General features: G+C 72.8%; 13 protein-coding genes. 10 read left to right on the plus strand and 3 right to left on the minus strand.

Translation table 11 applies throughout. The features are described 5' to 3' along the window. Positions 1–11: 11 nt before the first annotated feature. Positions 12–1,925 carry a solute carrier family 23 protein gene (locus KPF47_RS23855; protein ID WP_224391036.1) on the minus strand — a complete coding sequence of 638 codons (1,914 nt, stop codon included), beginning with the start codon at positions 1,923–1,925 and terminating at the stop codon, positions 12–14. Positions 1,926–2,160: 235 nt separating this feature from the next. Here KPF47_RS23855 and KPF47_RS23860 point away from each other — a divergent pair, with 235 nt between their 5' ends. The 6 genes from KPF47_RS23860 to KPF47_RS23885 are packed head-to-tail and all read left to right on the plus strand — an operon-like array spanning position 2,161 to position 6,857. Beyond that, positions 2,161–2,463 (plus strand): urease subunit gamma, encoded by a 303-nt coding sequence (locus tag KPF47_RS23860; protein WP_224391037.1) that lies wholly within the window; start codon positions 2,161–2,163, stop codon positions 2,461–2,463. Then, positions 2,460–2,786, plus strand: coding sequence for an urease subunit beta (locus tag KPF47_RS23865; protein ID WP_224391038.1), 327 nt, complete (start codon positions 2,460–2,462; stop codon positions 2,784–2,786). The genes KPF47_RS23860 and KPF47_RS23865 overlap by 4 nt, the downstream gene beginning before the upstream one ends. Then, complete coding sequence (locus tag KPF47_RS23870; RefSeq protein ID WP_224391039.1) at positions 2,783–4,498, plus strand: urease subunit alpha; 1,716 nt, start codon at positions 2,783–2,785, stop codon at positions 4,496–4,498. The genes KPF47_RS23865 and KPF47_RS23870 overlap by 4 nt, the downstream gene beginning before the upstream one ends. Continuing rightward, positions 4,498–5,382, plus strand: coding sequence for an urease accessory protein UreF (locus tag KPF47_RS23875; protein ID WP_224391040.1), 885 nt, complete (start codon positions 4,498–4,500; stop codon positions 5,380–5,382). Before KPF47_RS23870 ends, KPF47_RS23875 begins: the two co-directional genes overlap by 1 nt. Then, a complete protein-coding gene (ureG, locus tag KPF47_RS23880; RefSeq protein WP_224391041.1) occupies positions 5,372–6,100 on the plus strand; it encodes an urease accessory protein UreG in 729 nt (242 codons plus the stop codon). The genes KPF47_RS23875 and ureG overlap by 11 nt, the downstream gene beginning before the upstream one ends. Before the next feature lies 1 nt (position 6,101). After that, positions 6,102–6,857: an urease accessory protein UreD gene (locus tag KPF47_RS23885; protein WP_224391042.1), complete on the plus strand. Its 756-nt coding sequence runs from the start codon at positions 6,102–6,104 to the stop codon at positions 6,855–6,857. Positions 6,858–6,917: 60 nt separating this feature from the next. Here the strand turns inward: KPF47_RS23885 and KPF47_RS23890 are convergent, their stop codons facing one another. Further along, a complete protein-coding gene (locus tag KPF47_RS23890) occupies positions 6,918–8,555 on the minus strand; it encodes a cytosine permease (protein ID WP_224391043.1) in 1,638 nt (545 codons plus the stop codon). 368 nt (positions 8,556–8,923) lie between these two features. Between KPF47_RS23890 and uraD the strand changes: the two genes are divergently transcribed. From uraD to pucL, 3 genes are read left to right on the plus strand one after another with little or no spacing between them, the layout of a single operon-like run. After that, positions 8,924–9,430, plus strand: a complete 507-nt coding sequence (gene uraD, locus KPF47_RS23895; protein ID WP_224391044.1) for a 2-oxo-4-hydroxy-4-carboxy-5-ureidoimidazoline decarboxylase — start codon at positions 8,924–8,926, stop codon at positions 9,428–9,430. Then, the gene (locus tag KPF47_RS23900) at positions 9,427–9,729 is read left to right on the plus strand and encodes a hydroxyisourate hydrolase (RefSeq protein WP_224391045.1); all 303 of its coding nucleotides are present in this window, start codon (positions 9,427–9,429) and stop codon (positions 9,727–9,729) included. Before uraD ends, KPF47_RS23900 begins: the two co-directional genes overlap by 4 nt. A 3-nt stretch (positions 9,730–9,732) precedes the next feature. After that, positions 9,733–10,647 carry a factor-independent urate hydroxylase gene (gene pucL / locus KPF47_RS23905; protein ID WP_224391046.1) on the plus strand — a complete coding sequence of 305 codons (915 nt, stop codon included), beginning with the start codon at positions 9,733–9,735 and terminating at the stop codon, positions 10,645–10,647. Between the two features lie 37 nt (positions 10,648–10,684). On the opposite strand, the gene KPF47_RS23910 is transcribed toward pucL, so the two are convergent. Further along, positions 10,685–11,932: an IS110 family transposase gene (locus KPF47_RS23910; RefSeq protein ID WP_224386790.1), complete on the minus strand. Its 1,248-nt coding sequence runs from the start codon at positions 11,930–11,932 to the stop codon at positions 10,685–10,687. Positions 11,933–12,281: 349 nt separating this feature from the next. On the opposite strand from KPF47_RS23910, the gene KPF47_RS23915 reads away from it, so the two are divergent. Continuing rightward, entirely contained in the window at positions 12,282–13,811 is a 1,530-nt protein-coding gene (locus tag KPF47_RS23915) for a nucleobase:cation symporter-2 family protein (protein ID WP_224391047.1), read from the plus strand. The last annotated feature ends 17 nt before the right edge of the window (positions 13,812–13,828 follow it).

Genomic DNA, 13,828 nt, shown 5'->3' on the forward strand with positions numbered 1-13,828 from the left:
GCCGGCCGGGCTCAGCCGGACACGAGGTCGTCGAACCGGCGTCCGGCGACCTTCGCGATCTCGACCAGGGCCGTGGCGTGCTCCTGGGCGGGCGGGTGCTCCAGCCTGCGCCGCGCGGTGGCGAGCAGGGTGCGGGTGTCGCCCGCGTCGCGCAGGCAGACGATCAGCGGGAACCCGAACCGCTCCCGGTAGGCGCCCGCCACGGCGGCGAGCTCGGTGCGGTCGTCGTGGTCGAACAGGGCCAGCCCGGCCCGGTCGCGCAGCGCGGCCGCGGCGGTGCCCCCGCCGGGGCCTGCGTCGTCGCGTCGGCGCGGGGCCGGGGCGCCGGAGCCGCCCGCGCCGACCAGCCCGCCGAGGTCGGGGTAGTGGCCCATCAGCGCCCGCTGCTCCGGCGCCGGCGCGGCGAACAGCTCGTCCTGCACCGCGGCGCGCAGCCCGGTGGCGTCCGGGAACGGGCCGCGGGCGTGCACCCGGGAGGGTACCGGCGTCGGGCCCTCGAACAGCCGCCCCAGCGTCGCGGCGAACTCCTCGGGACCGGCGGCGGCGAGCTGGTCGAACGGCACCGTGTCCGGCGTGGTGGCCGCGGGCGCGGTCCGGCGGCCGGTGTGGAAGAACAGCAGGTTCAGCCCGATCGCGACGACGCTGCCCGCGGTGATCCCGGACCCGAGGACGATGCCCGCCCACTCCGGCAGGGCCCGGGCGACGTCGGGCTGCACGGTCACGAACAACGCGACGCCCAGCCCCGACCCGACCACGACGACGTTGCGGTGGTCGCGGAAGTCGACCCGCGACAGCGTCTGGATCCCGACGACGGCGACGGTCGCGAACATCGCCAGTGCCGCGCCACCGAGCACCGGGTGCGGCACCGCGGCGACCAGCGCCCCGGCCTTCGGCACCAGCCCGATGAGGATCATGAAACCGCCCGCGGCGGCGACCACCCAGCGGCTGGAGACCCGGGTGAGCCGGACGAGGCCGACGTTCTCGGCGAAGCAGGTGTAGGGGAAGGAGTTGAGGACACCGCCCAGGGTGGTGGCGGCGCCGTCGGCACGCAGGGCGCGGGCGACGTCGTCCGGGCCGACCTTCCTGTCCACGATCTCCCCGGTGGCGATCACGTCACCGGTCGTCTCGACCGCGGTGATCATCATGACCACGATCATCGACAGGATCGCGGCGAGCGAGAACTGCGGCCAGCCGAAGTGGAACGGGGTGGTGACCCCGACCCAGTCCGACTCCCCCACCGCGGACAGGTCGACCAGCCCGAACGGCACCGCCGCCAGCGTCCCGACCACCAGCCCGGCGAGCACCGCGACGGTGGCGAGGAAGCCGCGGAACAGCCGCTGGACGAGCACGATCACCGCCAGCGTCCCGAGCGCGAGCCCGAGGTAGAGCGGGTTGCCCGGGTCGGGGGCGTTCGCCCCGCCGACGGCGTCGGTCGCCGCGACCGGCAGCAGCGCCAGCCCGATCACCGTGATCACCGTTCCGGTGACGACCGGCGGGAAGAACCGCAGCAGCCGCGCGACGTACGGGGCGGCGAGGAAGGTGACGAGCCCGGCGACGATGACGGCGCCGTAGATCGTGGTCAGCCCCTGCGTCCCGCCCCCGGCGGCGAGCCCGATCGCGATCATCGGGGAGACCGCGGTGAACGTGACGCCCTGCAGCAGCGGCAGCCGCACCCCGATCCGGCCGATCCCGACCGACTGCAGGATCGAGGCGATGCCGCAGGTGAACAGGTCGGCGTTGATCAGGTGGATGAGCTGGCGCTCGTCGAGCCCGATCGCGTTCGCGAGCAGGATCGGCACCACCACGGCGCCGGCGTAGAACGCCAGGACGTGCTGCATGCCGTAGACGGCGAGTCGTCCGGGCGGTGGCACCCGGTCGACGGGATGGACGGCGGCGGGATCGGTGGCGGGGCGGCGCAGGCGCATCGGGACCTCGAGGGGGCCGGAGGGGTGACGAGCGGACGGGCCGGATTGCGACCTGCATCACCATGCGCCCGGCGCCCGACCCCTCGGCACCGCCCGCCTCCACGAACCCGGGCGCACCGGCGGCGGGCCTTTCGTAGGTTCCGACAGTCGACCCGGACACCACGGACGCGGGGAGCGGTCGTTCGGAACGTCCCGGCAACATCGCCGTCACAGGGGTCCGGGAAGAATGCCGGTCATGCACCTCAGTCCCACCGAGCGCGACAAGCTGCTCGTCCACGTCGCCGCGGACGTCGCCCGCCGTCGTCGCGACCGCGGCCTGCGGATGAACTACCCGGAGGCGGTCGCGCTGATCACCGAGCACGTCCTGGAGGGCGCCCGCGACGGCCGCACCGTCGCCGAGCTGATGTCGAGCGGGCGCGAGGTGCTGACCCGCGACGACGTCCTCGACGGTGTCCCGGAGATGCTCGACTCGGTACAGGTCGAGGCCACCTTCCCGGACGGCACCAAGCTCGTCACCGTGCACGGGCCGATCGCATGACGCCGGGCGAGATCCTCGTCGGCGAGGAGCCGGTCGAGCTGCACCCGGGGCGGCAGCGGGTCGTGCTGGTCGTCGTCAACGCCGCGGACCGGCCGGTGCAGGTCGGCTCGCACTACCACTTCGCCGCCGCCAACCCCGGCCTGGAGTTCGACCGCGACGCCGCCTGGGGGCACCGCCTCGACGTGCCCGCCGGGACCTCGGTGCGGTTCGAGCCGGGCGTCGAGCGGGAGGTGACGCTGGTACCGATCGCCGGCACGCGGCGTGTCCCCGGCCTGCGTCCCGAGCGGGCCGGCGCCCTCGACGAGCGGAGCTACGAGCAGTGAGCATCGACCGCGCGCGCTACGCCGACCTCTACGGTCCGACCGTCGGCGACCGCATCCGGCTCGCCGACACGAACCTGCTGATCGAGGTCACCGAGGACCGCTCGCGCGGCCCGGCGTCCGGCGACGAGGTGCTGTTCGGCGGTGGCAAGGTGATCCGCGAGTCGATGGGGCAGGCCGCCGTCCTCGCCGCGGACTGCCCGGACCTGGTGATCACCGGCGCCGTCGTGCTGGACCACTGGGGCGTGGTCAAGGCCGACGTGGGCGTCAAGGAGGGCCGGATCGTCGGCATCGGCAAGGCAGGCAACCCCGACACCATGGACGGCGTCGACCCCGCCCTCGTGATCGGCCCCGGTACCGAGGTCCTGGCCGGCAACGGCCGCATCCTCACCGCCGGCGCGATCGACGCGCACGTGCACTTCATCTGCCCGCAGCTGGTCGAGACCGCGCTCGCGTCCGGGGTCACGACGCTGTTCGGCGGCGGCACCGGCCCCGTCGACGGGTCCAAGGCCACCACCGTCACCCCCGGCCCGTGGAACATCGGCCGGATGCTGCAGGCCATGGACCACCAGCCGGTGAACCTGCTGCTGATGGGCAAGGGCAACACCACCTCCGCCGGCGCGCTGCACGAGCAGCTGCGCGCCGGGGCGGGCGGGTTCAAGCTGCACGAGGACTGGGGCACCACCCCGGCAGCGATCGACGCCTGCCTGCGGGTGTGCGAGGAGACCGGCGTGCAGGCCGCGATCCACACCGACACCCTGAACGAGGCCGGGTTCCTGCAGTCCACACTGGAGGCCATCGCCGGGCGCTCGATCAACGCGTTCCACACCGAGGGCGCCGGCGGCGGGCACGCCCCGGACATCATCGAGGTCGTGGGCACCTCACACGTGCTGCCCTCGTCGACGAACCCGACCCGCCCGCACACCGTCAACACCCTCGACGAGCACCTCGACATGCTCATGGTGTGCCACCACCTGAACCCGTCGGTGCCCGAGGACCTGGCGTTCGCCGAGTCCCGGATCCGCCCGACGACGATCGCCGCCGAGGACGTGCTGCACGACCTCGGCGCGATCTCGATGATGTCGAGCGACTCGCAGGCGATGGGCCGGATCGGCGAGGTCGTCATCCGGACCTGGCAGACCGCGCACGTCATGAAGGCCGCCCGCGGCCCGCTGCCCGGTGACTCGTCGCGCTCGGACAACGCCCGCGCGCAGCGCTACGTCGCGAAGTACACGATCAACCCGGCGCTCGCGCACGGTGCGGCCGAGCACGTCGGGTCGGTCGAGGTCGGCAAGCTCGCCGACCTGGTGCTGTGGGAGCCGAAGTTCTTCGGGGTGCGCCCCGAGGTCGTCCTCAAGGGCGGGTTCGCGGTCTGGGCGCAGATGGGCGACGCGAACGCCTCCATCCCCACCCCCGGCCCGGTCTACGGCCGCCCGATGTTCGGCTACGCCCACACCCCCGCCGCACTCGGCTCGCTCACCTTCATGGCGCCCTCGGCGCTGGAGGCCGGCGTCCCCGACCGGCTCGGGCTGGCGACCCCCGCGGTGCCGGTGGCCGACACCCGCTCGGTGCGCAAGGCCGGGATGCTGCGCAACGACGCCACCCCCGACGTGCGCGTCGACCCGGACTCGTTCGAGGTGACGATCGACGGCGCCGTCGTCGAGCCCGCGCCGGTGAGCGAGCTGCCGATGGCGCAGCGGTACTTCCTGTTCTGATGGCGGGTCTCGCATCGCTGGTGCTCGCCGACGCCCGGTTCCCCGGTGGGGGGCACGTGCACTCCGGCGGGCTGGAGGAGGCCGCCGAGCGAGGGCTCGTCACCGACGTGGCGTCACTGCACGCGTTCCTGCGCGGACGGCTGCGCACCGCGGGCCGGGTCGCCGCCTGCGCCGGCGCCGCCGCCGCCCACCGCGCCGCCGCCGCCCACCGCGCCGCCGTCGCCCACCGCGCCGCGGTCGCACCTCCCACCCCCGGTGCTCCTCCCTCCACACCCGGCGCCCCTCCCCCCACACCCGGTGCCCACGAACGGGCCGTTCGTACGAACCTTTCGTACGAACGGCCCGCTCGTGCGGGTCGGGCGGGGGGCCGGGAGGAGGGTCGGGACGGGGGTCGGGCGGGACCGCTCGGTGCGGCGCTGGGGGCGCTCGACGCGGCGCTCGACGCCCGGACGCCGTCGCTGGCCCAGCGCGAGGCGTCGCGGGTGCAGGGCAGGGCCGCCCTGCGCGCGGCGCGGGCGGCGTGGCCGTCGCCGGCGCTCGACACGCTGGTCGCGGTCGACCGCCGCCCGCACCACCCGCTGCTCGTCGGGGTCGTCGTCGGCGTCGCCGGGGAGTCCCCGGCCGCCGCGGCGCGCTGCGTCGGCTACCTCGCCGTCTCCGGGCCCGCGTCCGCGGCGGTGCGGCTGCTCGGGCTGGACCCGTTCGCCGTCAACGCCGCGCTCGTCGCCCTGGACGACGACCTCGCCGTCGTCGTCGACGAAGCCGCGGCCCTCGCGGCGGGCGATCCCGCCGACCTCCCGGCGCCCGGCGCGCCGGTCCTCGACCTCATGGCCGAGTCCCACGTCCACCACCACCGCGAGAGGGTGCGTCTCTTTGCCTCCTGAACAGGGCACGTCGACCGGGCAGACCGGGCACGGCCACAGTCACGTGATCAGCTTCGACCCGACCGTCACCGACCACGACCACCACGACCCGGCCCCGGCCGGCGGGCGCGCGGTGCGGATCGGGATCGGCGGGCCGGTCGGCTCGGGCAAGACCGCGCTGGTCGCGGCGCTGGCCCGCAGCCTCGGCGAGCGGGTGCGCCTGGCCGTGGTCACCAACGACATCTACACCACCGAGGACGCGGACTTCCTGCGCCGCAACGCCGTGCTGCCGCCGGAGCGGGTCGAGGCCGTGCAGACCGGCTGCTGCCCGCACACCGCGATCCGCGACGACATCACCGCCAACCTCGACGCCGTCGAGCTGCTGGAGGAGCGCTTCGAGGACCTGGACCTGGTGCTCGTGGAGTCCGGCGGGGACAACCTCACCGCGGTGTTCAGCCGCGGCCTGGTGGACCGGCAGATCTTCGTCGTCGACGTCGCGGGCGGGGACAAGGTGCCGCGCAAGGGCGGTCCCGGCGTGACCACCGCCGACCTACTCGTGATCAACAAGACCGACCTCGCGCCGCTGGTGGGTGCCGACCTCGCGGTGATGACCGGCGACGCCGCGCGCATCCGCGGGGAGCTGCCGGTGATCGCGCAGTCGCTGGTCGAGGACCCCGGCGCCGCGGACGTCGGCGCCTGGGTGCTCGACCAGGTCGCCGCGGTCCGGGCGAGCACCTGAGGTGCGGGCCTGCGCGGAGCTCGTCGTCGTCGCGCGGGAGGGCCGGTCGGTCGTCACCACGCTGCGCGCGCAGTCCCCGCTGGCCCTGGTCCCCCGCCGCGGCGTCACCGGCGCCTCCCGGTCCGAGGCCGTCGTGCACCTGGTCGGGTCGGCCTCCACCCCGTTGGCCGGCGACGACGTCACCCTCACCGTCACGGTCGGGGCGGGGGCGCACCTGATCCTGACCGGGGTCGCCGCGGCCGTCGCGCTGCCGGGGGCACGCCGCACCGACGGCACGACCCGACCGAGCCGGACCGTGCTGCGCTGCACCGTCGACGACGGCGGCTCGCTGACCTACCTGCCGGAACCGACGGTGGTGACCGGGCGTGCCCACCACGAAGCCGTGCTCGACGTGGTGCTCGCCCCGACCGCCGCGCTGCGCGCCCGCGACGTGCTGGTCGCCGGCCGCACCGGGGAGCGGCCGGGTCGCTGCCGGGGCACGGTCCGGGTCACCGAGCGGGACGGCGGACCGTTGCTGGTGCAGACCCAGGAGATCGGTGACCCGCTGCTCGACGACTCCCCCGCCCACCTCGCCGGGCACCGGGTCCTGGGCACCGAGGTCCTGGTCGGGCCCGCCCACGAGCAGGTCCCCGCGAGCTGCGGGGACGGCTGGAGCCTGTCCCCGCTGCCCGGGCGCGGAGCACTGGCGACGGCCGTCGCGCACGATGCCGTCACCGCCGCCCGCCGCCTCGCCGAGGCGGTCGCCGCCGCCGGGTGACCCCACCACGGTGCGGGGGCGGGCGCCGGACCTCCACGCCGGCCCCCGCACCGGTCGCGCTCACCTCCCGGCCGGGAGCAGGTGCTCGCCCGTCCGGTCGGTGCTCAGGCACAGCGAGCACACGTAGGCGTCGTGCGCGGGGCAGGCCGCCATGTCCGGTCGCTCCAGGTCCTGCCCGCACACGTGGCACGGCAGCGTGACCGCCGAGGGGTTGCCGTGCTCGTCGAGCATCGGCAGGTCGATCCCGTCGTCCGTGCGGCGCAGGTACCAGCGGCCCCGGGTGGCCAGCGCGATCACCGGCGGCAGCACCACCCCGAGCACGATCGCGACCAGCGGCGAGAACGGCGCGATCGCCTCGCCCAGCAGCCCGAAGAACGCCGCGATCGACAGCCCGCCCGCGACGAGCACCGAGCCGAACCCGACCGGGTTGACCGCGTACAGCATGCCGCGGCGGAACTCCGGGATCCTCGGCGAGATGCCCAGCAGGTACTTGTTCACCACGATGTCGGTGGCGACCACGACGATCCACGCGATGCCCATGTTGGCGTAGAACCCGAGGATCGCGTTGAGGAAGTCGAACATGTTCGCCTCCATCAGCACGAGCGCGATCACCAGGTTGACGCCGAGGAACACGAGGCGGCCGGGGTAGGTCCCGGTGATCCGGGTGAAGGAGTTCGTCCAGGCCAGCGAGCCCGAGTAGGCGTTCGTGACGTTGATCTTGATCTGGCTGATGACGACGAGCACCACGGCGAGGGTGATCGCCAGCCACGCGGGCATCAGCTCCTGGTAGATCACCAGGAACTGGTGCACCGGCTCGTTGGCCACCGTCGCGCCGTCGGCCACGTTGGCGATGAGGTACACCGCGAGGAAGAGCCCGACGACCTGCTTGGCCGCCCCGAACAGCACCCAGCCCGGCCCGGCGAGCAGGGTCGCGGTCCACCAGCGGCGGGCGTTCTCCGGGGTCCTGGGCGGCATGAACCGCAGGTAGTCGATCTGCTCGGCGATCTGGGCGATCAGTGACAGGCACACCCCGGCGGCGAGCATGACCGAGCCGAGGCTCGGGGTCCCCGTGCCGTCCTCGCCCTGGTAGGCCAGGAACGTCGACACCGAGTCCGGGTGCGCGACGAGCAGGTAGCCGAACGGCAGCACCATGAGGACCAGCCAAAGCGGCGTCGTCCACACCTGCAGCGTGGACAGCAGCGACATCCCGTACACCACCAGCGGGAAGATGATCACCGTGGACACGGCGTAGCCCGCCCACAGCGGCAGACCCAGCCCCAGCTCCAGGCCCTGGGCCATGATCGAGCCCTCGAGGGCGAAGAAGATGAAGGTGAACGTCGCGAAGATGACGTTGGTCAGGATCGAGCCGTAGTAGCCGAAGCCGCTGCCACGGGTGATCAGGTCCAGGTCGAGGTTGTAGCGGGCCGCGTAGTACGCCAGCGGCAGTCCGGTCGCGATGATCACCAGCGCGAACACGGCGATGCCCCACAGGGCGTTCACCGTGCCGTAGGCGATGCCGATGTTCGCACCGATCGCGAAGTCGGCGAGGTAGGCGATGCCACCGAGGGCCGTCACGCCGACGACGCCCGGCGACCAGCGGCGGTAGCTGCGCGGCGCGAACCGCAGCGTGTAGTCCTCCAGCGTCTCGCGCGCGGCGCCGGCCTGCGCGGCCGCGGTCCGGTCCATCTCCTGCGTCATCGATGCCCCCACGGTGGCCGGGTCGGAGGACCACCGACCGGGAATGGTCCGTGGCGCAACGACCGCACGGCGTTGCCCGCTCGTGACGACTGCGTGACCACAGAACCCGGCGAACCGGACGAGCCGGGGCACCGGATGACGCCCGTGCTGCGTCGCGGTACGACTGGATGACGAACCGGCCGCACCGGGCGCGCGAGGTCGGCGCACCGCGCAGCGTGGGCCGCCGACACGCACCGCGACCGCGCCCGCCCGAGGGCCGCCGGCGGGTGACCCTTGACACCTCACCGCCGCGAAACCAACACTGATAACACTTCGGAACCACGATTTCGCATCGTGGAAATCGCGGAACGAGTACGGAAGCAGGCCCCATGCCGGACGCCCTGACCCTCGACCACCTCAACACCGCGCCGCCGGACGTGCTGCGACCGTCGCTGCGCGCCTGCGCCACCTCGACGGCCTGGGCCGACCGGCTGCTGGCGGGTCGCCCCTACGCCGGGGTCGACGACGCGGTCGCCGCGGCGGAGAAGGCGGTCCTCGAGCTGGACGGCGCCGAGATCGACGCCGTCCTGGCCGGGCACCCCCGCATCGGCGAGCGGCCCGGGACCGCGCACGCCGAGGGCGCCGCGTTCTCCCGCTCCGAGCAGTCCGGGGTGGACACCGGAGCCGACACCACGGCCCGGCTCGCCGCCGGCAACGCCGCCTACGAGCACCGGTTCGGGCACGTGTTCCTGATCCGGGCCGCGGGCCGGGACGCGGCGGAGGTCCTCGCCGAGCTGGAACGGCGGCTGCGCAACGACCCGGCGACCGAGCGCGCCGAGGCCGCCAGGCAGCTCGCCGAGATCACCGGACTGCGACTGCGGCAGGTGCTGTCGTGAGCAGCTTCTCCACCCACGTCCTCGACGCCGCCGCGGGTCGCCCCGCCGCGGGTGTCCCGGTCGTCCTGCACGCCGGTGACACCGTGCTGGCCGAGGGCACCACCGACGCCGACGGCCGCTGGCGCGCGCCGGACACGGCCGCTCTGACCGCGGGCGTGCTGCACCGCATCACGTTCAGCACCCCGAGCCCGTTCTTCCCGGAGGTGTCGATCGCGTTCCGCCCGGAGCGCACCGACCGCCACCACCACGTCCCGCTGCTGCTGTCGCCCTACTCCTACTCCACCTACCTCGGGAGCTGATCCATGTCCGTCTCGGTGCACCTCGGCGACAACAAGTACGGCAAGGCGGAGGTCCGCGTGGTGCGGGTCGTCCGCGACACCGCGCGCCACGAGATCCACGACCTGAACGTGACCAGCCAGCTGCGCGGTGCCGCCCTGGAGAGCAGCTACCTGACCGGCGACAACGCGAAGGTCGTCGCCACCGACACCCAGAAGAACGTGGTGTACGCATTCGCGTCCGAGCACGGGATCACCTCGCCCGAGGAGTTCCTGATGCTGCTCGGTGACCACTTCACCGGGGAGTTCGAGTGGATCACCGGTGGGCTGTGGCAGGCCGAGCTGTACGAGTGGGAGCGGATCGCCGTCGACGGCGCCGGGCACGACCACTCCTTCGTCCGCTCGGGCCGGGCCACCCGGCTCGCGACGGTGCAGAAGACCGGCGGGGCCACCCACGTCACCGCCGGGCTCAAGGACCTCACCGTCCTCAAGTCCACCGGCAGCGAGTTCCACGGCTTCCCGCGCGACCGCTACACCACCCTGGTCGAGACCGACGACCGCATCCTGGCCACCTCGGTCACCGCGCGCTGGCGGTACCTGCCCGAGGCCGTCGCGGCCGGGCTGGACTACAACGCCGCCTACGACGCGATCGGCGCCGCGATGCTGTCGGCGTTCGCCACCACGCACTCGCTGGCCCTGCAGCAGTCGCTGTTCGAGATGGGCCGCGCCGCGGTCGAGGCGTGCGACGGCGTCGCCGAGGTCCGGTTCGCGATGCCGAACAAGCACCACTTCCTGTCCGACCTGTCGCCGTTCGGACTCAAGAACCCGGGCGAGGTCTTCCACGCCGCCGACCGCCCCTACGGCCTGATCGAGGGCACCGTCGTGCGGGACGGCGTGACCCCGGCGCCGGAGGCCTGGACCGACGTGCCGTCCTTCGTCTGACCCCACCCGTCCACACGAAGGAATCCGAATGATGGTGTCAAGCCGCGGTAGCGGGTTGTGGTGCGGTGATGGTGAACATTCTCCGGTCACGCAGCAGGGCCCACAGGACGTCGACCAGGCGTCGGGCCAGGGCGAGCAGAGCTTGGGTGTGCAGCATTCTTTCGCTGCGTTTGCGCTGGTAAAAGGCCCGGGACGGGCCGTTGACCTTGAGGCTGGACAGCGCGGCCATGTAGAACACTCGCCGCAGGCGGCGGTTGTAGCGTCGTGGGCGGCGCAGGTTCCCGCTGATCCGGCCGGAGTCCTGGGGCACTGGGACGAGGCCGGCGTAGGAGGCCAGCCGTCCCGAGCTGGCGAAGCCACCCAGCTCGGAGCCGACATCAGCGCCGATACTGCTGCTGACACCGCCGTTGGTGGCGGTGAGGAATTCCGCGCCCAGAATGGGGCCGAGTCCGGGCAGCGACTCGATGATCGCCGCGTCCGGGTGGGTGCGGAACACGGTGGTGATCAGCTTGTCGGTGTCTTTGATCTCCCGGTCGAGCTCCAACAGCCGCCGGGCCAGGCCGGCGACAAGGACCGCGGTCCGCGTCTCGCTGGGCAGGGTCACGGTCTGGGCGTGGGCTGCGGCGACCGCGGTGGCCGCCATCGTGGGGATGCCTGGTGCCCATGCCCGGTGGGCGTGCAGATACTCGATCACTCCGGCTGTGTCCGCGTCTCGGAGCGCCTGCGGTGTCTGGAACCCGGTGACCAGCACCAGAGCGCTGCGGGTGGAGTAGTCGAAGGCCGCCTCGAGACCGGGAAAGATCGACCCGAGCAGGTCACGCAGCCGGTTGACCCCGCGTACCCAGTCAGCCATCAGGTCCTCGCGGTGGGCCACGAGCCGACGCAGCTCAGCAGTGGTCTCGTCAGTGGCGGTAACCACGGTGAGGTCGGCGCCGGACATGCGGGCGGTGTCGGCGATGACCTTTGCGTCGCGGGCGTCGGTCTTGGCCTCCCCACGGAACACGCCGCTCATCCGGTTGACGACCCGCCCGGGAACGTAGACCACCCGCTGGTCGGCTGCGGTGAGGACGACCTGCAACAGCGCGGCATAGCTGTTGGTCAGATCGATCGCCCACCGCACGTCCTCGGCCGCGGCGGACGCCCGATCGAGCAGAGCTTCGATCGCGGCCTGGTCGTTGCCGACCTTGCGGGAGAACACAACCTTGCCCTCGGCATCGACAGCGCAGGCGTGGTGGGTCCTTTTCCCGACGTCGATCCCGATCCAGACCACTGCTCGTCGCGCCACGAACAAACTCCTGTTGTTGCAGTTCACGCCCGTGGACAACCCGCCATCAGGTCCCTAATCAGCGACGGTTCGCATCAGATCCGAATCAGTGGCCAGGCCTGTCCAGAACGACGGGGCGGCCATTCCTTCCGAGCCACCGAAGCGGCAACAGCTCATCAGCCACACCCCGTCGTCCCGGGCATCCGGGGCATCAACCCCGAACACCTGCGACCTTAGAGGTCATTTCAGAACGAGGTCGACGTGTCTGTTGTAGACGACAAGCGGCTATCTGACCTGCCGTTTGATCTGTCGTCGAGGGGTCAATGGAAACTCGACAAGTCGTTCTGAAACGACCTCTTAGGGACGTCTCATGAGCAGCCACGACAGTACCGGCCCCGGAACCGACGGGCCGGCGCCGGCCGTCCGCCGCGCGGGCGGCCCCCGGCCCGAGGACGAACGCCTCGGCGTCGGCGCGACGGTCGGGTACGGCGTGCAGCACATCCTCGCGATGTTCGGCGGCGTGATCGCCGTCCCGATCATCATCGGCGGCGCGGCCGGGCTCGACCCGCTGCAGAGCGCCGTCCTCGTGGCCTGCGGGCTGTTCGTGAGCGGGCTCGCCACGATCCTGCAGACGCTCGGGCTGCCGTTCTTCGGCTCGCAGCTGCCGCTGGTGCAGGGCACCTCGTTCGCCTCGGTGTCGACGATGATCGCGATCGTCGGCGACGACGGCACCGACGGCCTGCGCACCGTGTTCGGCGCCGTCCTCGTCGCCGCGCTGGTCGGGCTGCTCATCACCCCGTTCTTCGCCCGGGTGGTGCGGCTGTTCCCGCCGGTGGTGACCGGCTCGATCATCACCGTGATCGGGCTGTCGCTGATGCCGGTGGCGACCGGCTGGATCACCGGCCAGGAGACGACCACCGTCGACGGCGCGACGGTGCCCAACCCTGCGTTCGGCGCGCTGCCCGACATCGCGCTGGCCGGGTTCACCTTCCTGGTCGTGGTCGTCGCCAGCAGGATCCGGGCGGTCTCCCGGCTGTCGGTGCTGCTCGGGCTCCTGGTCGGCACCGTCGTCGCCCTCGTGCTGGGGCTCAGCAGCTTCTCCGAGGTCGGCGCGGCGGGGGTGGTCGCCCTCCCGACGCCGTTCGCGTTCGGTGGACCGCTGTTCGAGATCGGGGCGATCGTGTCCATGGTCATCGTGGTCCTGGTGATCATGGTGGAGACGACCGCCGACATCCTCGCCGTCGGTGAGGTCGTCGGGACCGAGGTGGACTCCCGGCGGGTGGGCGACGGCCTGCGCGCCGACATGGCCGCCTCCGTCCTGGCCCCGGTGTTCAACTCCTTCCCGGCGACGGCGTTCGCACAGAACGTCGGCCTGGTCGCCCTCACCGGCGTCCGGAGCCGGTTCGCCGTCGCCGCGGGCGGCGTGCTCCTGCTGCTGCTGGGCCTCTCACCGATGGCCGCGGCGGTGTTCTCGGCGATCCCGCAGCCGGTGCTCGGCGGGGCCGGCATCGTGCTGTTCGGCACGGTCGCCGCGAGCGGCATCCGGACGCTGGCGTCGGTGGAGTACCGCAACACCAACAACATGGTGGTCGTCGCGGCGGCGGTGGCGTTCGGCCTGGTGCCGGTGGTGTCGCCGGACTTCTGGTCGCGCTTCCCGGACTGGTTCTCGACGATCTTCCACTCCGGCATCAGCTCGGCGGCGATCGTCGCGGTGCTGCTGAACCTGTTCTTCAACGTGCTGGGGTCCGGGAGGGCGCCGGCGCCGTCGATCGTCGCCGCGGGACCGCCGGTGCTCGTCCAGACCGGGGAGATCCGGATCCTGTCCTCCGGGCAGGTGCTGGGCCCGGACTCCTACGAGCCGGTCACCACCGAGCCGGGGACCCGGGTCCGCGACGAGTGATCGCCTCCTCCGAGGGG

The organism is Pseudonocardia sp. ICBG1293, from assembly GCF_020131355.1.
GTDB lineage: Bacteria > Actinomycetota > Actinomycetes > Mycobacteriales > Pseudonocardiaceae > Pseudonocardia.

Coding starts and splice junctions, on each gene's coding strand:
- KPF47_RS23860 (WP_224391037.1), top strand. CDS start 2,161: ATGCACCTCAGTCCCACCGAGCGCGACAAGCTGCTCGTCCACGTCGCC.
- KPF47_RS23890 (WP_224391043.1), bottom strand. CDS start 8,555: ATGACGCAGGAGATGGACCGGACCGCGGCCGCGCAGGCCGGCGCCGCG.
- KPF47_RS23855 (WP_224391036.1), bottom strand. CDS start 1,925: ATGCGCCTGCGCCGCCCCGCCACCGATCCCGCCGCCGTCCATCCCGTC.
- KPF47_RS23915 (WP_224391047.1), top strand. CDS start 12,282: ATGAGCAGCCACGACAGTACCGGCCCCGGAACCGACGGGCCGGCGCCG.
- pucL (WP_224391046.1), top strand. CDS start 9,733: ATGTCCGTCTCGGTGCACCTCGGCGACAACAAGTACGGCAAGGCGGAG.
- KPF47_RS23865 (WP_224391038.1), top strand. CDS start 2,460: ATGACGCCGGGCGAGATCCTCGTCGGCGAGGAGCCGGTCGAGCTGCAC.
- KPF47_RS23875 (WP_224391040.1), top strand. CDS start 4,498: ATGGCGGGTCTCGCATCGCTGGTGCTCGCCGACGCCCGGTTCCCCGGT.
- uraD (WP_224391044.1), top strand. CDS start 8,924: ATGCCGGACGCCCTGACCCTCGACCACCTCAACACCGCGCCGCCGGAC.